The sequence below is a fragment of the Chitinophaga filiformis genome (assembly GCF_023100805.1).
Taxonomy (GTDB): domain Bacteria; phylum Bacteroidota; class Bacteroidia; order Chitinophagales; family Chitinophagaceae; genus Chitinophaga; species Chitinophaga filiformis_B.
This window is the reverse complement of record NZ_CP095855.1, coordinates 5753793-5771798: the sequence shown is the minus strand read 5'-3', so window position 1 is coordinate 5771798 and position 18006 is coordinate 5753793. Positions and strand designations below refer to the sequence as shown.

Annotated in this window: 18 protein-coding genes; 15 read left to right on the top strand and 3 right to left on the bottom strand. The window is 47.4% G+C overall.

The window, feature by feature from the left end; all coding sequences use genetic code 11:
- Positions 1-36: 36 nt before the first annotated feature.
- Positions 37-627 (bottom strand): hypothetical protein, encoded by a 591-nt coding sequence (locus tag MYF79_RS22355; RefSeq protein WP_247810052.1) that lies wholly within the window; start codon positions 625-627, stop codon positions 37-39.
- Positions 628-936: 309 nt separating this feature from the next.
- A complete protein-coding gene (locus MYF79_RS22350; RefSeq protein WP_247810051.1) occupies positions 937-1983 on the bottom strand; it encodes an agmatinase family protein in 1047 nt (348 codons plus the stop codon).
- A 318-nt stretch (positions 1984-2301) separates the two neighbouring features.
- Here MYF79_RS22350 and MYF79_RS22345 point away from each other — a divergent pair, with 318 nt between their 5' ends.
- The 3 genes from MYF79_RS22345 (at position 2302) to MYF79_RS22335 (ending at position 6361) form a co-directional block, all read left to right on the top strand.
- Complete coding sequence (locus MYF79_RS22345; RefSeq protein WP_247810050.1) at positions 2302-2694, top strand: cytochrome c maturation protein CcmE; 393 nt, start codon at positions 2302-2304, stop codon at positions 2692-2694.
- Positions 2695-2778: 84 nt separating this feature from the next.
- Positions 2779-5289 (top strand): cytochrome c biogenesis protein CcsA, encoded by a 2511-nt coding sequence (ccsA, locus tag MYF79_RS22340; protein WP_247810049.1) that lies wholly within the window; start codon positions 2779-2781, stop codon positions 5287-5289.
- Between the two features lie 67 nt (positions 5290-5356).
- The gene (locus MYF79_RS22335) at positions 5357-6361 is read left to right on the top strand and encodes an alpha/beta hydrolase (protein WP_247810048.1); all 1005 of its coding nucleotides are present in this window, start codon (positions 5357-5359) and stop codon (positions 6359-6361) included.
- Here MYF79_RS22335 and MYF79_RS22330 read toward each other — a convergent pair.
- Positions 6354-6554, bottom strand: a complete 201-nt coding sequence (locus MYF79_RS22330) for a hypothetical protein (RefSeq protein ID WP_247810047.1) — start codon at positions 6552-6554, stop codon at positions 6354-6356. The genes MYF79_RS22335 and MYF79_RS22330 overlap by 8 nt on opposite strands.
- Before the next feature lie 428 nt (positions 6555-6982).
- Here MYF79_RS22330 and MYF79_RS22325 point away from each other — a divergent pair, with 428 nt between their 5' ends.
- From MYF79_RS22325 to MYF79_RS22270, 12 genes are all read left to right on the top strand, one after another.
- On the top strand, positions 6983-7603 hold the full coding sequence (locus MYF79_RS22325; protein WP_247810046.1) for a DUF4294 domain-containing protein: 621 nt from the start codon (positions 6983-6985) through the stop codon (positions 7601-7603).
- A 263-nt stretch (positions 7604-7866) separates the two neighbouring features.
- A complete protein-coding gene (locus tag MYF79_RS22320) occupies positions 7867-8391 on the top strand; it encodes a hypothetical protein (RefSeq protein WP_247810045.1) in 525 nt (174 codons plus the stop codon).
- A 41-nt stretch (positions 8392-8432) separates the two neighbouring features.
- Positions 8433-9164 (top strand): bacillithiol biosynthesis deacetylase BshB1, encoded by a 732-nt coding sequence (bshB1, locus tag MYF79_RS22315; protein WP_247810044.1) that lies wholly within the window; start codon positions 8433-8435, stop codon positions 9162-9164.
- A 740-nt stretch (positions 9165-9904) separates the two neighbouring features.
- Positions 9905-10468, top strand: a complete 564-nt coding sequence (locus tag MYF79_RS22310) for a peroxiredoxin (protein WP_199655386.1) — start codon at positions 9905-9907, stop codon at positions 10466-10468.
- Positions 10469-10552: 84 nt separating this feature from the next.
- Positions 10553-11140 (top strand): carboxymuconolactone decarboxylase family protein, encoded by a 588-nt coding sequence (locus MYF79_RS22305; RefSeq protein WP_247810043.1) that lies wholly within the window; start codon positions 10553-10555, stop codon positions 11138-11140.
- A gap of 243 nt (positions 11141-11383) precedes the next feature.
- A complete protein-coding gene (gene rpmB / locus MYF79_RS22300; protein WP_089836001.1) occupies positions 11384-11620 on the top strand; it encodes a 50S ribosomal protein L28 in 237 nt (78 codons plus the stop codon).
- Between the two features lie 31 nt (positions 11621-11651).
- Positions 11652-11834 (top strand): 50S ribosomal protein L33, encoded by a 183-nt coding sequence (rpmG, locus tag MYF79_RS22295; protein ID WP_012790733.1) that lies wholly within the window; start codon positions 11652-11654, stop codon positions 11832-11834.
- A gap of 109 nt (positions 11835-11943) precedes the next feature.
- On the top strand, positions 11944-12117 hold the full coding sequence (locus MYF79_RS22290; RefSeq protein WP_089835999.1) for a DUF4295 domain-containing protein: 174 nt from the start codon (positions 11944-11946) through the stop codon (positions 12115-12117).
- 213 nt (positions 12118-12330) lie between these two features.
- Positions 12331-13293: a signal recognition particle-docking protein FtsY gene (ftsY, locus tag MYF79_RS22285; protein ID WP_247810042.1), complete on the top strand. Its 963-nt coding sequence runs from the start codon at positions 12331-12333 to the stop codon at positions 13291-13293.
- A 284-nt stretch (positions 13294-13577) separates the two neighbouring features.
- Complete coding sequence (locus MYF79_RS22280; RefSeq protein WP_247810041.1) at positions 13578-14462, top strand: cupin-like domain-containing protein; 885 nt, start codon at positions 13578-13580, stop codon at positions 14460-14462.
- 173 nt (positions 14463-14635) lie between these two features.
- Positions 14636-15943, top strand: coding sequence for a 30S ribosomal protein S12 methylthiotransferase RimO (rimO, locus tag MYF79_RS22275; RefSeq protein WP_247810040.1), 1308 nt, complete (start codon positions 14636-14638; stop codon positions 15941-15943).
- A 119-nt stretch (positions 15944-16062) separates the two neighbouring features.
- Positions 16063-17799 carry a DEAD/DEAH box helicase gene (locus tag MYF79_RS22270; protein ID WP_247810039.1) on the top strand — a complete coding sequence of 579 codons (1737 nt, stop codon included), beginning with the start codon at positions 16063-16065 and terminating at the stop codon, positions 17797-17799.
- Positions 17800-18006 lie beyond the last annotated feature (207 nt).

Here is an 18006-nt window from a genome sequence, read left to right as displayed (position 1 = left end):
GTTTCTTGTTGAATTGGTAATATTCCCTTGCAGTTATCAGAGTCGGCTTCTGAAAAATGCGTTCATTTCATCCGTCGTAACGGCGCCTGTTTCATCCAGCACTTCAAGCTGCAATACTTTATTGTTTTTGAAGTCTATTGTGAGCAGGTCATTCCGCAAAATTACGTTATTCAATTGGTTCCAGCCAATCAGCTTATCAGAAAAGGTACCCGGCAGCAGTACGCCCATCATGTCTATCTTCACAAAACAGGGCTGGAATATCCTGTATTCGGCCCAGCCGATATAGGCAGATGCAATACCCGTCAGGAAAAGCAGTGCGCTGATAAGCGGTTGCATATGGCTGAGAAAGTATAGGCTCCCTGTCAGGCTCACAAAGGCCTGCACCATTCGCGCCAGGCTGTTGGCCGCCTGTATGTTGCGGAAACGCTTCATGAAGAACGGGAAGGCCAGGCTGCCCAGGCCCAGCAGTATAAAGAAAATGGCCATGCCCCAGTTGGGTGAGGGGCTGTTGTAAACGCCAATTCCATTCATTAAAAAAAGTATACCTGCCAGGCCATGCATTACCGGTTGCAGGCGAAGACGAGTGACCGCATTAGGGTGGAGTATCCGTATCTTATATTGTTTCATATCGTCGTTGATCAGCTATCGGGCTTAATTTATTTAATATTGTCAGGTGCTGTCCGGCAGGCGTGCCAGCAGGCATTCAGAACCACCTGAATGTCCGGCAAACCAGCGTACCGATTCTTTATTTGAATGTACCGGCAGGCATTCAGAACCGCCTGAATGTCCGGCGAGTCAGCGTACCTGTTCTTTATTTGAATGTAGCGGCAGGCATTCAGAACTGCCTGAATGTCCGGCAAACCAGCGTACCGATTCTTTATTTGAATGTACCAGCAGGCATTCAGAACCGCCTGAATGTCCGGCAAATCAGCGTACCTATTCTTTATTGGAATGTACCAGCAGGTTGCATAGTTTGAACAGTACGCGCGCACCTACATTGGCATCCCACTCATCGTGCGAAGTGCTGACTTCATTCAGATCGAAACCGATCAGTTTACGGCCGCTTTCTATTACTTTTCTGAAAAGATAGTACAGCTGTTCTGTTTCAAAACCACCCGCTACCGGTGTGCCGGTGTGTGGGCAAAGTTTGGGATCCAGGCCGTCAATGTCAAAGCTGATATATACCTGTTGCGGCAATGTGGCAATGATATCGTCGCAGATCATTTTCCAGGTATCTCCTTCATACTGACGGGTTTTGATATTCTTGTCGAAGAAGGTCACTACTTTGCCATTGCTGTTACGGATGAAATCCAGTTCCTCCTCGCAGTAATCGCGGATGCCTATCTGCACCAGTTTGCTGAGCTGGGGCACTTCCCTGATCGCATTATACATGATGGATGCATGGGAATACTGGAAACCTTCATATTCCTCGCGCAGGTCGCAGTGGGCATCGATCTGGAGGATGCCGAACTCGCCTTTGAACTCGCCGATCGCTTTAAAAAAGCCCAGGGGAGTACTATGGTCGCCACCGACCAATGCCACGAGTTTGTTATTCCTGAGTAATTCTTTGGTATGACGGTACACCCATTCATTCATGGCAATGGTACCGGTGTTTACATCTACAAGCGTTTTCTTAAGGAATTCATTATCACTGATGTCGCCGCCTTCGGTGAGGAATTTGAGGTAGAGCTCCGCTTCTTTCCGGAGATAATCACTGCGCAACAGCAGCTGTTTGTCAATATCGCGCATGAAAAAGCCGCATTTCCATCCATCCTTCACATCTGCATCGTACAGGTCTACCTGGTGCGAGGCCTTGAAGATCTGCTCGGGGCCCCTGGCTGTGCCGTGGGTGTAAGATACCGTCACTTCCCAGGGAACAGGTAATAATACCAGTTTTGCATCTTCCTCAGTTGTAGGCAGCCCGAATATATTGTTGGACAACAGGCTGACCGAATTGGGATCAAATTGAGATAAATCCGCCATGATAATGTAATTTGATAAAAAGAGGCCAACCAGAGGCGGGCCTGTCGTAGGGGATCAACCGTTTAAAACGATTTTTCCGGCGCAAAGATAGTAATTTATGAACCATCGGCCATAGGATAAGGCCCACTGTCGGGGCTGCATGGGTGTCACCCCTTTTTATGACAAATATCATGTCTTCTTTTGTGTAAAAAAATGAACTTGAACTTCATTTTGGTGTAATTTTGCGGTTGATCGAGACTGTATATTGATTGTAAAACAAGGTGTACGGCTTTTTTAATCAAAGGAATGCATTAAGGAAGAATCTGAATTATTTACGATATGAAGAAATCTAACATTATCCTGCTGATACTTATTGCTGTGGCTATAGGAATAATTGTAACGGTAGCAGGCGATTTCAGTACTTATGAGACTTTTGCCACTGCCAGGCAGAAAGAGGGAAAAGAATTCCAGGTGATCGGAAAACTGGATACCACTAAGGTAATGGAGTACAATCCTCAGAAAGATGCCAACCTGTTCCGTTTTTATGTAATTGATAAAACAGGAGAAACCAGGCCCGTTGTTTTTTATGGTACCAAACCAACTGATTTCGAGAAGGCGGAGAGTGTTGTACTGACCGGTAAGATGTCAGGCGGAGAATTCAAATGCAGTAAGATTCTAATGAAATGTCCGTCCAAATATAAGAATGACCAGGTGGCTATTGGCAAAGCATAGGTAGCCCGGGGGAATCATGCAGAAAAACATTATTCATTCTATTGTCCGCAGGCAGCCGTCTGCGGGCTTTCATACTAGCAGGTTTTGAATACAAATTATATAGGGGAGCATTTGTTACCCGGACAGTTAGGGCATTTTTCAGCGGTATTGGCTTTTGTTGCGTCGATGGTAGCTACCGTAAGCTATTTCATGTCGGTGCAGTCCAAAGAGGAATTGGTAAAAGATTCATGGAAGAAACTGGCCCGCTGGGCCTTTATTATACAGGCGCTGGCCGTTTTCTCTACCTTCGGCAGCCTGTACTACGCTTTATACAATCACTATTTCGAATACAAATATGTCTGGAGGAACTCTTCCCGCGATCTGCCGGTAAGTTACCTCCTGTCCAGCTTCTGGGCCGACCAGGAGGGTAGTTTCCTCTTGTGGTCCATCTGGCACAGTGTATTGGGGCTTATCCTCTTACGTGTAGGTAAAAAGTGGGAAGCGCCTGTAATGACCGTAATTTCCTTTGCACAGGTGTGCCTGGGAAGTATGCTGATCGGTATCTATATACTGGGCTACCGTGTGGGCAGCAATCCATTCCTGTTGCTGCGCCAGGCGGAAGAGAACCTGGGACTGCCCTGGGTATCCAATGCCAACTACCTCGACTTCATCACCGACGGTAATGGCCTGAACCTTTCCCTGCAGAACTACTGGATGGTGATCCACCCGCCGGTGCTGTTCCTGGGATTTGCTTCCACCATTATCCCCTTCGCATATGCTTTTGCCGGTCTGTGGACCCGCGACTACAAAGAATGGATCAAGCCGGCATTGCCCTGGTCCCTGTTCTCTGCCATGATGCTGGGCACAGGTATTATGATGGGCGCCGCCTGGGCCTATGAATCGCTCACCTTTGGTGGTTACTGGGCCTGGGATCCGGTAGAAAATGCTTCCCTGGTACCCTGGTTAACACTGGTGGCGGGAATTCACACCTTGCTGGCATTCAAATTCTCCGGTCATGCGCTGAAGTCCACCTTCTTCTTTTTCCTGATCACCTTCATCCTCATCCTGTATTCCACCTTCCTGACCCGTAGCGGTGTGCTGGGCGATACTTCCGTACACTCCTTTACCGACCTGGGTATGAGTGGTCAGCTGTTGTTGTACATGGTCGTGTTTGTAGTGCCTGGTTTTGGAATGCTGATCGCCAGAAGGAAAGAGATCCCCACTATTGTGAAGGAGGAAAGCACCTACTCACGCGAGTTCTGGCTGTTCATCGGATCGCTGGTACTCCTGATAGGCGCGATACAGATCACTTTTACCACCTCCATCCCGGTGTGGAATAAGATCATTAACGGACTGGGTATCAAAAAACTGCTGAACCTCCAGCAGGATATTGCACCACCGTCAGATGGTGTGTTCCACTACAATAAGATTCAGATCTGGATCGCTATTGTACTGGGGCTCCTGACCGCCGTTGTACAATACCTGAAATACAAGGATACACCGAAAGGGTTCTTTACAAAGAAAATAGCTGTTCCTTCCATCCTGAGCCTCATAATAACAGGCCTGATAGGGATCTTTGGAAATATCATCTACGATGTTTATGGCGCCGGCTTCCTGGTGGCAATTTACATCATGCTGTTCTGCAGCGTATATGCCATCATTGGTAATGCGGCATATATATTCATCGGCCAGAAAGGTAAACTGAGAGCAGCCGGCGCTTCCATCGCGCATGTCGGCTTCGGTATGGTGCTGCTGGGCATCCTGATCTCCGCTTCCAAACGTGAAGTGATCTCTATCGACCGTATGAAGATGCTGGACGGTGGTTTCTTCGGAAAGGAAAGTAAAGAGAATCCAAGAGAGAACCTGATGCTGCCGAGGAACTTCCCTGTGCAGATGGGCGATTATCACGTGACTTATGCCGGCGACTCAATAGCACCCGGCGACGCCAAGACCTATTACCTGGTGAGGTACGAACGCCGCGACCCGGAGAATGGAAATATCCTGGAGAAATTCACCCTGCATCCCGATGCCTTCCTGAGCAACAGGGGCCAGCAACAGTTAACGCCGAACCCTGATTCCCGGCATTATCTGACCAAAGATATCTTCACCTATATCACGGCAGTGCCTATCAAGGATGAGGCGAGCGATACCGCCCAGTACAGCTCTCATGAAATAGCGCCGGGCGACTCTGTATTCTTCGCTAATGGTTACATGATCCTGGAGGGTATACAACCGCAACCGAATAATCCGAACTATAAGACAGAACCAGGCGATCTGGCTGTGGGCGCACAACTGAAGGTAGTCACTAAAAATAACGAACAGTATAACCTGTTGCCGGTCTATTGTCTGCGCGACAGTACAAAGGAAGTATCCGTTGCAGATACTGTAGCGCCACTGTCATTATATGTGCGCTTCAGCAAAATACTGCCGAAAGAGAAAAAGATCCTCTTACAAGTAAAGGAATCGGATACATTTAAGGACTATATTGTGATGAAAGCCTTCATCTTCCCATTCATCAATGTACTATGGATAGGCATTCTGATCATGATCGTCGGATTTATAATGAGTATTGTATACCGGGTGAAGGCGAATAAGGCAAAAAAGATTCAGTCATAACATTTTGATCCGGGATGCGGGGGCCAGAACATCCTGCATCCCCGGATCAAAATAATACACTACTCCCATGAAAAGCAGCTGGCTGCGAATATCCCTGATAGTAGTTGCACTACTGGTAATTGTATATTACCTGGGTCCAAGACCCGCTAATCCCCGGTACGATCCCATACTCCCTTCCGTACCCCGGCAATCCCACGCCTTAGAAGAATATGTGAGCGCTAAGGAGCACCGGCATAAGCTCAAGCCTAATAACGAAGCCCGTATTGTATGGTATGATTCCCTGCGTCAAAAAACGCCTTACAGCGTGGTATACCTGCATGGCTTTTCCGCCAGCCAGGAAGAGGGAGACCCTGTACACCGCGACTTTGCCAGAAAATATGGCTGTAACATGTACCTGTCCCGGCTGGACGGTCATGGTCTCGATACCTCCGAGCCATTGCTGACCATGACGGCCACTGGTCTCTGGAATGATGCAAAAGAAGCCCTCAGTATAGGCAAGGCGCTGGGCGAAAAAGTGATCCTGGTGACCTGTTCTACGGGCGGAACCCTGGGATTAAAGCTGGCGGCTACCTATCCGAACGACATCTTTGCGATCATTAACATGTCGCCTAATATTGCTATCAACAATGATCTGGCTTTCCTGAGTAACAATCCATGGGGATTACAGCTGGCGCAGTTTGTCTGTAAAGGTAAATACAGAGAATCTGTACCGGAAAATCCGGAGATAGGGAAGTACTGGTATAATAAGTACCGTCTCGAGGCGGTTGCGGAGCTGCAAAACCTGCTGGAGACGACTATGGGGCCGTCTGTATTCCGCGCTGTTAAACAGCCGGCGCTGAACCTGTATTACTACAAGGATGAGCAACACCAGGATCCGACCGTCAGGGTATCTGCTATCCTCGATATGGAGCAGCAGCTGGGTACGCCGCCTGCATTAAAGGATGCTGTTGCTATTCCGGGTGCCGGGGCGCATGTAATGGGCTGTTACCTGACGGGGAAAGATATTCCGTCTGTGGAGAAAGCGATAGATTCGTTTGCAGAACGGAAATTGGGCCTGTTACCTGTCAGGTAAGATCCTGCTGAAGATACTGATCCGCAATGGCCTCGGCTGTTGCGGATACCAACAAAGAGCCAACCGGAAAGGCATAGCTATAACTGCCTGCGCCTGAGGTAAGTGCAATATATGCAAACCAATCTGCGCCAGCTGCCGGATGGAAGCATTTCCTGAAAATGCGGACAAGGGCTCCGGATGTTATTGGTAGCATTAAAGCGGTTTTATGTGATCAGCAACTCCGAACAGGTACAAGAGGCCGGCTTTAGCGTCGCTGAACCTGTCATAGGCAATACGTTAGTTCGTCAGTGGAGGGGAGAGGATCGCGTCGCTGAACCTGTCATAGGCGGTGCATTAGTTCGTTATCAGTGGAGAGGGGAAAGAATCGCGTAGCTGAACCTGTCATGCGTAAGTTCATAGTGAATGGTCAGGAGATAATTGCGTAGCCAAACCTGTCATAAAATGCGTGATGTTCATCATCAGTGTGAGCCGACGATAGTATTAGCGAAACCTTGCTGAAAAGGCGGAAAGATTCAACAGGAAGTGCATTTTTATATGTGTGCGTGGACTGAAATAAGATCGGGGGACCTATCGACTTTTTAGCATATCTTTAGTATAATTTTAAGATTAGTTTAGGAGTTTATGCGTCGTCTCATCGCTTTTATCATCCTGTCAGCCAGCTTGTTGTGTCTTGCAGGGCGCAGTAGGGTCAGTGCCCAGACGCGCCATGGTGCAGACAGTATTGCGGTGAGTGCTGTGGTAGTAGGCTCCGATACCATCCCGTATATTACTCTCCAGATCGTGGAAGTGGTAGATAAGCTCCCCAAAAAATTCCGTAAACAAAGAGAAGCCTGGACCCGCCTGCGTAATGCAGTGTATGTGACGTACCCGTACGCTAAATCTGCCGCCCGTATCCTGAGAGATGTCAACAGTCACCTGGCCTCCCTGCCGGAGAAACGTGACCGGAAGAAATACCTGGCTGACATCGAAAAGAAGATGAAGGCAGAGTTCGGGGACAAACTGGAAAACCTTTCCGTGTACCAGGGTAAGGTGCTCATGAAACTGATCAACCGGGAAACGGGAGAGAACTGCTACGAGATCATTAAAGAACTGAAAGGCGGCTTTTCCGCCAGGATGTGGCAGACGGTGGCCTTCTTCTTCGGAGGCAACCTGAAAAGTGAATACGACGCCCAGGAAGACAAGGATATTGAGGCCATCATCCAGGAGATCGAGATGTACAGAGGCTCCCGGGCCTATAATTGATCATGCTGACCTATTCTCTGCTACCAGAAACGGCATCGTAGATGATCAATGCCGCGGCACATGCCTTCATGTGTATGCTTAACCCTGATTTCCCAACATATTTATAAGCTGTTGTCCGACTGCCCCTGCAACCGGCACCTCATTGTCATGGCAGGAGGATGAGTAGCTGATTGGAGGCCTTGCTTACCGGGCCGGGCGACACTACTTAGCGCCATCCATACTAACTACTCCGGCTTTATGCCAATTCTGCCGTAAATTCACAGATGCATGTAAGATTTATTATTACCGTATGCCTTCTTGTATGGAGGACTGCCGCTATGGCGCAAGACCTGAGCTCGATACCGGGCGTTCCGCAGAATGCCCTTATGTTTGTGGATAGCGTTGAGAGTAAAAAGGGGATGGAAGGACTGGATCCCAGCAAAATAGCGCTGATAGACATAGTAAAAGGCGCAAAACTGAAGGAAAAGTATGGCCCCAGGGGAGAGAACGGGGTGATTTTTATAGAAACCGTCGATTTTGCCCGTAAACGTTATACCCGGATGTTCAGTGATATTTCCCAGTCCTACGCAAAGATGTTACAGCAGTACGGAAGCGACAGCAGTTTTCAGTATGTGCTGGACGGTTCTCAGATCAACAGCAGTATACCCCAGATGCTGGCGGCCCTGGAACGGAAAAACATAGAGGACATTGTCGTGCTGCCTCCCAAAACGGCAAAAGACCTTGTAAAGGATTATGAGCCGAACGACAAATTGTTGTGGGTGCTGATCAAAAGCAAGACGAGCAGGTAAACCCTTATCTTTGCACTCCACCAAAAGAAAGGATATTTCCGATGAAACTAGACATACTGGCAATAGCTGCGCATCCGGATGATGTAGAGCTGGCCTGTGCAGGTACCCTGATGGTACACGCAGCGCAGGGCATGAAGGTAGGCATACTGGACCTCACCAGGGGAGAGCTGGGTACCCGTGGCACTCCTGAAACAAGAGCAGAAGAGGCGGCAGCAGCTGCCAAAGTAATGGGATTGACGGTAAGAGATAACCTGGGCTTACCCGATGGCTTTTTCCGTAACGATACGGAAGAGCAAATGAAACTAATCGCAGCAATTCGAAAGTACCAACCTGATATTGTACTGGGCAACGCATTTGAAGACCGTCACCCTGACCACGGAAGGGCCGCCCGCCTGATTGCCGATAGCTGTTTCCTGGCCGGTCTGAGGAAGATCGAGACATTTGAAGACGGACAGGCACAGGCCCCATGGCGCCCGAAACAGGTCTTCCATTTTATGCAGGACCGCTACGAAACACCTGATTTTGTGGTAGATACGAGTACCGTGATCGAGCGTAAAAAAGAGGCTATCAGGTGTTATAAGACACAGTTCCTGGGACAGGCATCAGATAAGGAACCGCAGACCTATATTTCCTCCGCCGCATTTTTTGACAGCGTGATCAACAGGGATGTGACCTTCGGGAAGATTGTAGGAGTGTCTCACGCAGAAGGATTTAAAACATCTAAGGTGCTGGGAATCAATAGTTTTAAGGATATTATCAACAATGTAACATGATGTGTGCATGAACCTGAACAGGTGAGTTGCAGCTTAACCAATATAAAATAATAAAGCCCGGCCGTAGGCTGGGCTTATATATTTAACCCTGCGCCGGCAGGGAGCCTTGTGAAATTAAGACAATAAAGTGCCATCTTCTCCGGGGAGAAGGCCAACATTACAGGACATGGCACCATCTTGCGCGTTAACCATTAGATGAACAGGTCTTGTGTAGCATCAAATTCATCATTTTTGCCGAGACTGTTTTTAATTAACGGGATGAGTGCAATTCCAATCGTAAAGATCACCAGGAGTACGTTTTTTAGTTTCATAGCCTGTCGTTTTATTATGTTTTGTTAAAATTCGGGTACTACAATAATAACTAAATAACGTGCCAAATTGTTCCGTTTGGCTGGAAATTCTGTTAAGATTGTATTAATGCGCAGGTTTTTTACAGGGAAAACCGCGGAATAGCAATACAATAGCAGTTTTTAGCCCTATATAGAGATTTTCAATGCCATGTATTTGAAAATCTATTTGATTAATAATGAATAGAGCCGCAATTTTGCACCCGAATTAACCAACAAAGACATATAGCCATTAAGGTGAATGTATCCGCCGGCGGAAAAAGATGTAAAGGGAAGATATCATTATAAACACGATATCAGTAAAACCAACCGGGGAATCATGTAAACAGATACCAGGTACTACCCGACACATCATGTGGTCATGTATTAACGTAAAATAAATCATAACGCGCAATGAAGAATGTAACATTATCATTAGGCTCAAAGTTTCCTGAGTTCAAGAAGACTGCAGTAGTATCAATCGAAAAAGGTAAGGAGTTCTATGAACTGTCTTCCGAAGAACTGAAGAATTCCGGCAAATGGCTGGTGATGTTCTGGTGGCCAAAGGACTTTACGTTCGTTTGTCCTACAGAGATCGCTGAGTTCAACAAGCACTACCAGGATTTCGTTGACCGTGATGCTATCCTGATCGGTGCATCAACTGATACAGAATACGTACACGTTGCATGGAGAAGGGATCATGAAGACCTGCGTGGTCTGCAGTTCCCAATGCTGGCTGACACTTCCAAGTCACTGGCTGACGAACTGGGTATCCTGGAAGCTAACGAAAAGATCGCTTACCGCGCTACATTCATCGTTGATCCACAAGGTATTGTACGTTGGGTTTCCCTGTACGACCTGAATGTAGGCCGTAACGTGAAAGAAGTACTGCGTGTACTGGATGCACTGCAGACAGACGAGCTGTGCCCTTGTAACTGGGAAAAAGGTGAGGCTACCTTGTCCGGCAAGGCTAACTAATTTTGCAGGGTCCATAGTCCATGTCCCTTTTAGGGTCCGGCTATGGACTTTTTATTTCTACCAGATATTTAAAAAATTAATATTATGTTCGCAACTTCAAATACAGATACGGCTGTGCAGTTATTGCAGGCAGTAGGGCTGACAGAAGCCAATCTTTCTGAGCGCCTGCGTACCCTGGCCAATACAGACGCCCGTTATCTGAAAGATCTTAAGATAAATGTAACTAACTCATTATCAGCTACTACACTGACCAAAAAGGAAGCATACCTGCTGGGACTGTCTGTAGCCGCCAATGAGAAACATGCGGAGCTGCAGGCTGCGTTTGAAAAGCTGGCTACCCAGGAAGGCGCTACTGATAAGGAGATCGCTGAGATCTACAGCTGTACTTCCCTGATGAATGCCAACAACGTATACTACCGTTTCCGTCACTTTGTAAACAAGGAGTTCTATACGGCAACGCCGGCAGGTATCCGTATGAGTATCATGGCCAACCCGGTTTTAGGAAAAGAATTCTTCGAGCTGGTGAGCCTGGTGGTGTCTGCACTGAATGGTTGTGAGATGTGTGTGACTTCTCATGAAGAGGCGCTGCTGAAACATGGTACTTCACAACAGCGTGTACTGGAAGGTGTAAGATTAGGTGCTGTGCTGAGAAGTTTAGTTGTACTTTTGTAATCGTAATCACCATAAAATGCGGCCCTGTTGTAAAATAGATAGCTGATTTTATGTTTTTTTAAAATGTGGATATCTTGGTGTTGAGGCTTTTTAAGGTTGTCGTAACTAATGGTATTCAATGAATTAGGAAGTGTGATTTGTAATTTACATTTACACATTCCGTTATTGTTAATAAAATCGGATTGTAATTATTTGCAAAATCAATAAAAAAGCGCGACTTTTGCAATCCAAAATTTTTCTATCATGGCAAGAGTATGTCAGGTGACAGGAAAGAAGCCGATCACGGGTCACCATGTTTCCTTCTCTAATATTAAGACAAAGAGAAGATTTCTGCCTAACCTGCAGAAAAAGCGTTTCTTCCTGGCGGAAGAGGATCGCTGGATTTCTTTGAAAGTATCTGCTGATGGTTTAAGAACCATCAACAAGAATGGTTTGTATGCAGTAGTAAAGGACTTGCGTGCAGCTGGACAGAACATCTAATTGTAAGCATTCAACTTAATTTGTATACAAAATGGCAAAAAAAGGCAACAGGGTGCAAGTGATACTGGAATGCACAGAACATAAAACTTCTGGCCAGCCCGGTACATCCCGCTACATCAGCACCAAGAACAAGAAGAATACTCCAGAGCGTCTGGAGCTGAAAAAGTACAATCCTATCCTGAGAAAGGTGACTGTACACAAAGAAATTAAGTAATTGACAGTTATTGTTGAGCGTTAATCGTTAGCATGTTAGTGCATTCCTTCGCGATTAGCAATTAACAGGTAACCTTTGACTTTAACATTAACTTTTAATCTAGAATATTATGGCAAAAGCAGCCTCCAAGAACGCGAAAGTAAAAGATGCTAAGGCAGCCGCGGAATCTAAAGTGTGGACTAAAGTGATCAGAGCGGTACGTTCTCCTAAAACTGGTGCATATACTTTTAAAGAAGCTATCGTGCACAAGGATAAGGTTCAGGAGCACATGAACCAGAAGTAATTCGGCTTTACCAATTATACTAAAAAAGCTGTCCGTTATCAGGACAGCTTTTTGTGTTCTCTCAAAATGGTACCCGTCAAGTATTTTCTGTAACTTACGCACCGTTAACAACCGACTACCGGCAACAAACCCGGGGCTTATACGGTAAATTACCAGTATATTCGCCTTTCACCGTCCTGTTGACGTAGGACTGTCGGCCGCAAAAGAATCACCATGAGTTTTTTCAATAAGCTATTTTCAAGGGAGAAGAAGGAAAGCCTGGATCAGGGATTACAGAAGACCAAAGAGAGTTTTCTTACCAAAATAGGCAGGGCCATTGCCGGAAAGGCCAGTGTTGATACAGAAGTACTGGACAACCTGGAAGAAGCGCTGGTATCTGCTGATGTTGGTGTGGATACTACCGTACAGATCATTGACAGAATAGAAAAACGCGTATCGAAAGATAAATACCTCGGTACCAGTGAACTGAACAGGATACTGCAGGAGGAAATTGCAGGATTGCTGGTAGATGCACCGGACAGCGGTTTTCGTGATTTTGACACGCCGGCTGGAAAGAAGCCTTACGTGATCATGGTTGTAGGCGTGAACGGGGTGGGTAAAACAACCACCATCGGTAAGCTGGCCTATAACTTCAAAAAGGCTGGCAAGAGCGTATTGCTGGGCGCCGCTGATACATTCAGGGCGGCAGCTGTTGATCAGCTGACCATCTGGAGCGACAGGGTAGGCGTGCCTATTGTAAAGCAGCAGATGGGATCCGACCCGGGGGCAGTGGCCTTTGACACCGTACAGAGCGGGGCCGCAAAAGATGTGGATGTGATCATTATAGACACCGCGGGCCGTTTGCACAATAAGTCCCACCTGATGGACGAACTGAGCAAGATCAAACGTGTGATGAAAAAAGTGCTACCGGATGCGCCTCATGAAGTACTGCTGGTGCTGGATGGTTCTACCGGGCAGAACGCGCTGGAACAGGCCCGTCATTTCACCGCAGCCACTGAAGTAACCGCGCTGGCCATCACTAAGCTGGACGGTACCGCCAAAGGCGGTGTGGTACTGGCCATTGCCAACCAGTTCAAAATACCGGTAAAATACATTGGTATAGGCGAAAGGATGGAAGACCTGCAGGTATTTAACAAGGAGGAATTCGTAGATTCTTTATTTAGTTTAAATGACTGATAATTAAAGTATAGCATAATGCTGTCTGTAAAATAATAAGAGAGACCCTTGGCAGGTCTCTTTTTTTGTTAACGATGGCCGCAGAAGACCCATAACTTCCTGTGTTCGGCGACGGGAACGGGAAACCCGAAATGGACATGGAACTTACCCCCGCTGAACTAACAGACGCGGCATTATTATTGCGGGATTTGCCAGACCCAGCGTACAGTTACCATCAGGCAACGAAGCCTCATCATAAAGTCTAAAGGATTTATTGTTTCAGAACTCCTTAATGTTTGTTCTTTATGCATTTAACCTCCATAGATCGCGTAGAGAGTATTTCTGCGGAAGTATTCAGAAAACAGTATTATGAGCCAAGGAAACCAGTGGTGATCACAGGTCTGAGCAGGGACTGGCCGGCCTATGAAAAATGGACCTGGGATTATTTCAAATCCATTGTCGGGCAGCAGACCGTCGGGTTGTACAACAACGAAAGGGCGGGGGCCAGGACCCTGGTAAACGGGGCCGACGCCTACATCTCTTTCGGAGAATACCTCGACATGGTCAAAAAGGGGCCCGTACAATTGCGGATCTTCCTTTTTAACATCTTTCAGCATGCACCGCAGCTGGTACAGGATTTTACCTGGCCGGACGAGCTGGCCTCCGGTTTCCTTAAAAAATACCCGATGTTGTTTGTAGGAGGAGCTGGCTCCATTGCCCACATGCATTACGACATAGACATGTCGCACATCTTCCATACCCAGTTTATAGGCCGGAAAAGAGTATTACTGCTGGAGAACAGCCAGTCGCCCTACATCTACCGCATGCCCTTTACGGTAGAGAGCGCCGCCAGCTTTGTGAACTGGCATGAACAGCTGGATACGGACCATTTCCCGGCATTACGGCAGGCAAAGGCGCTTACCACCATCCTGGAACATGGCGATACCCTGTTTATGCCCGGCGGCTACTGGCACCATATGGAATATATTGACAGCGGGTTTGCCATGAGCCTGCGGGCGCTGGACGAAACGCTGGCCGGGAAGCTGAATGGCCTGTACCACCTGGTGGGGCTGCGGGGAATGAACAACCTGCTGATCAGGCTGGCGCCGGAATGGTGGTATCATTACAAACGCAAAGTGGCCAGAAAGAGAGCCGAAAGGTTGTTACGCACAGAATTCGTAATTGAATAATTGACAATTCGCAATTTAATGTTACCTTTGCATTTCTTTAGTTAAATAACCCCCACTAAGGCTCATAGTCACATAACAGTAAGTCTCGCTGTTCTCTCCGTTCGTGTCTGGATGTCTTCGTGGCGGTAAGCAAGCAGGTGTCAGGCCCGTTTGCCAGATAAAATTATTCGCGCTTGAAGACAAAAACTTTAAAGAAAGATAAGGTTAATATTATTACGCTTGGCTGTTCCAAGAATATGGTTGATTCCGAGGTGCTCAGTGGTCAGTTATTGGCCAACGACATCGATGTAGTGCATGAAAATGCCAAAAAGGACCATAATATCGTTGTTGTAAATACCTGCGGTTTTATTGATAAGGCCAAAGAGGAATCTATCAACACCATCCTGGAGCAGGTTGAATTAAAGAATCGCGGACGCCTGGAAAAAGTATATGTTACGGGCTGTCTGAGTGAACGTTACCGCGGAGACCTGGAATCGGAAATACCTGGCGTGGATGCCTGGTTTGGTACCATGGAGCTGCCACTGATCCTCAAGAAATTCGATGCCGACTATAAAGCGGAGCTGATCGGCGAACGTTTGCTGGCTACTCCGACACACTATGCTTACCTGAAAATAGCTGAAGGCTGTAACCGTACCTGTTCATTCTGCGCTATTCCGCTGATGAGAGGCGGGCACGTATCCAGGCCTATTGAGCAACTGGTGGCTGAAGCGGAGAAACTGGTGAATTCAGGTGTGAAAGAGATCATGCTGATTGCGCAGGAACTGACCTATTATGGCCTGGACCTGTACAAACAACGCCGGCTGGCAGACCTTTTAAGGGCGCTGGCAAATGTAAAGGGGCTGGAGTGGATACGCCTGCATTATGCTTACCCGCACAAATTTCCGATGGAAGTGCTGGACGTAATGAATGAATTCCCCAATATTTGTAACTATATTGACATGCCGTTGCAACATGCGGCTGATAATATGCTGAAATCCATGAAGCGCCAGATCACCCGCGTGGAAATGGAGGAACTTGTTACTGCTATCCGCGAAAAAGTACCTGGCATCTGTCTGCGTACCACGCTGATCACCGGTTATCCCGGAGAGACGCTGGAAGACGTGGAAGAACTGAAGGCCTTCCTCGAAAAGATGCGCTTTGACAGGGTGGGCGTATTTACATACAGTCATGAAGAGGGCACCAGCGCCTACGAGCTGGAAGACAATATCCCTGCAGAGGAAAAGGAACGCAGGGCGCAGGAGATCATGGAAGTACAGCAGGAAATTTCCCTTGAGAAGAACCAGGAAAAAGTTGGCAAGGTTTTCCGTGTGATCGTAGACAAAAAAGAATCAGGCCGTTACCTGGCACGTACAGAGTTCGACTCTGTTGAAGTGGATAATGAAGTGATCATTAATACCAGCAAACGTCTGAAACCCGGCGATTTTGTCAATGTAAGGATCACCAGGGCATATGATTATGACCTGGAAGGTGAACTGGTATAATAAGCCAGTGATGTCCATTGTGTTGACCGGACCATATAAAACTTTATAAAATTAATCAGTTCAGGAAGAGCTGAGTTAGTATACCAAGGCTCCCGACGGAGCCTGATCAAAGCAAATCAATGACTACATTTGAAACATTAGGCTTACAAGAGCCGATTTTAAAAGGAATCCAGGACCTGGGATTTATTGCACCTACGCCAATACAGGAAAAAGCTATTCCTGTGTTATTAGGGGGCGACAGGGACTTTGTAGGTTTGGCCCAGACGGGCACAGGTAAGACGGCAGCATTTGGCCTGCCGCTGCTACAGCAGATAGATATTAAACAACGTCATCCACAGGGATTGATCTTGTGTCCGACACGTGAATTATGTTTACAGATCACCAATGACCTGAAGAACTTCAGCAAGCACCTGGGTGATGTGAGCATCGTAGCCGTGTATGGTGGTTCCAGCATCGTGCAGCAGCTGCGCGATCTGAAAAGAGGCGTGCACATCGTAGTGGCAACTCCCGGCCGTCTGCTCGATATCATCGAGAGAAAGGCGGTAAACTTTACCAACGTACGTTATGTTGTACTGGACGAAGCAGATGAAATGCTGAACATGGGTTTCCAGGAAGACATCAACAATATATTATCCAATACACCTGATGAGAAGACCACCTGGTTGTTCTCCGCTACCATGCCGCAGGAGGTTCGCCGTATTGCACAGAAATACATGACGGATCCTTTTGAGCTGACTGTAGGTAACAAGAACAGTGGTAACGTCAATATCGAGCACGAATATTACGTAGTACGGCCACGCGAAAAATACGCGGCGCTGAAACGTATCGTGGATTTCAACCCTGAGATCTTCGGTATCATCTTTACCCGTACCAAGATCGAATCACAGGAAATTGCAGAATCACTTATCCGTGACGGTTATAATGCCGATGCACTGCATGGCGACCTTACACAGCAACAGCGTGACAAGGTAATGAAACGCTTCCGTGAGAAATCACTGCAGGTACTGGTAGCTACGGATGTTGCTGCCCGTGGTATCGACGTTGACAACGTAACACACGTGATCAACTACGAACTGCCTGATGACGTGGAGAACTACACTCACCGTTCCGGCCGTACGGCGCGTGCTGGTAAATCCGGTGTATCTATCGCTATCATCAGCGGTCGCGATATCGGAAAGATCCGCCAGATCGAAAGAGTGATCGGTAAGAAATTTACCAAAGTAGAAGTACCGGATGGTTTCGCAGTATGTGAAAAACAACTCTTCGGACTTGTACATAAGGTACACAACGTTGTAGTGAACGAAGAACAGATAGAACCTTACCTGGAACGCATATTCGAAGAGTTTGCGGCCATGAGCAAGGAAGAGATCATCAAACGTTTTGCTTCCCTGGAGTTCAACCAGTTCCTGGAATACTACCAGGATGCACCGGACCTGAACGTGAAGGAAGAAAGAAGGTCATTGGATGGTGGTACCGACCGCAGAAGCAACAACGGTAAATTTACCCGCCTGTTCATCAACCTGGGTTCTGTAGACGACTTTACCCGTGGCGACATGTTACGCTACCTCTGCGATACCAGTGGCGTACGCGGTAACAAGATCGGCCGTATTGACCTGAAGGGTGTTTACTCCTTCTTCGAAGTTGAGAACGACGTGGTAGAGAAATTCCAGCAGACCTTCAAGAAGGCAGAATACAATGGCCGCAGCGTGCGTATAGAAATGTCGCAGGATGGCGATAAACGTCGTTCCGGTGGCAGCCGTCCTCCACGTGAAGGCGGTAGCAGCGGCAGACGTTGGGAAGGCAGCAGCGCCGGAAGCGGAGCTGGCCGTAGCGGCGGTTTTAAAAAGAGATATTAATAGCTGAGCGGCTGCAGGAAGCAGATCCTGGCCGGCAGGCATAATATTCAGTCCACAGATGATAGTCATTCGAATGTCTGGCTAGCGTCTGTGGACTTTTTCTTTTCATGTCACCGTAGTTTAAATGGTCTGAAACTTGCGTTCTCACCATAGCATGCGGGACAAAATGTAAAAATTTACGTTATATTGTTACCCTTAGCGCACCCT

Bases quoted from the DNA above. Each gene is read 5' to 3' on its own strand.
- MYF79_RS22355 (WP_247810052.1), bottom strand. From the start codon at position 627: ATGAAACAATATAAGATACGGATACTCCACCCTAATGCGGTCACTCGT.
- MYF79_RS22350 (WP_247810051.1), bottom strand. From the start codon at position 1,983: ATGGCGGATTTATCTCAATTTGATCCCAATTCGGTCAGCCTGTTGTCC.
- MYF79_RS22345 (WP_247810050.1), top strand. From the start codon at position 2,302: ATGAAGAAATCTAACATTATCCTGCTGATACTTATTGCTGTGGCTATA.
- MYF79_RS22335 (WP_247810048.1), top strand. From the start codon at position 5,357: ATGAAAAGCAGCTGGCTGCGAATATCCCTGATAGTAGTTGCACTACTG.
- MYF79_RS22330 (WP_247810047.1), bottom strand. From the start codon at position 6,554: ATGCTACCAATAACATCCGGAGCCCTTGTCCGCATTTTCAGGAAATGC.
- MYF79_RS22325 (WP_247810046.1), top strand. From the start codon at position 6,983: ATGCGTCGTCTCATCGCTTTTATCATCCTGTCAGCCAGCTTGTTGTGT.
- MYF79_RS22320 (WP_247810045.1), top strand. From the start codon at position 7,867: ATGCATGTAAGATTTATTATTACCGTATGCCTTCTTGTATGGAGGACT.
- bshB1 (WP_247810044.1), top strand. From the start codon at position 8,433: ATGAAACTAGACATACTGGCAATAGCTGCGCATCCGGATGATGTAGAG.
- MYF79_RS22310 (WP_199655386.1), top strand. From the start codon at position 9,905: ATGAAGAATGTAACATTATCATTAGGCTCAAAGTTTCCTGAGTTCAAG.
- MYF79_RS22305 (WP_247810043.1), top strand. From the start codon at position 10,553: ATGTTCGCAACTTCAAATACAGATACGGCTGTGCAGTTATTGCAGGCA.
- rpmB (WP_089836001.1), top strand. From the start codon at position 11,384: ATGGCAAGAGTATGTCAGGTGACAGGAAAGAAGCCGATCACGGGTCAC.
- rpmG (WP_012790733.1), top strand. From the start codon at position 11,652: ATGGCAAAAAAAGGCAACAGGGTGCAAGTGATACTGGAATGCACAGAA.
- MYF79_RS22290 (WP_089835999.1), top strand. From the start codon at position 11,944: ATGGCAAAAGCAGCCTCCAAGAACGCGAAAGTAAAAGATGCTAAGGCA.
- ftsY (WP_247810042.1), top strand. From the start codon at position 12,331: ATGAGTTTTTTCAATAAGCTATTTTCAAGGGAGAAGAAGGAAAGCCTG.
- MYF79_RS22280 (WP_247810041.1), top strand. From the start codon at position 13,578: ATGCATTTAACCTCCATAGATCGCGTAGAGAGTATTTCTGCGGAAGTA.
- MYF79_RS22270 (WP_247810039.1), top strand. From the start codon at position 16,063: ATGACTACATTTGAAACATTAGGCTTACAAGAGCCGATTTTAAAAGGA.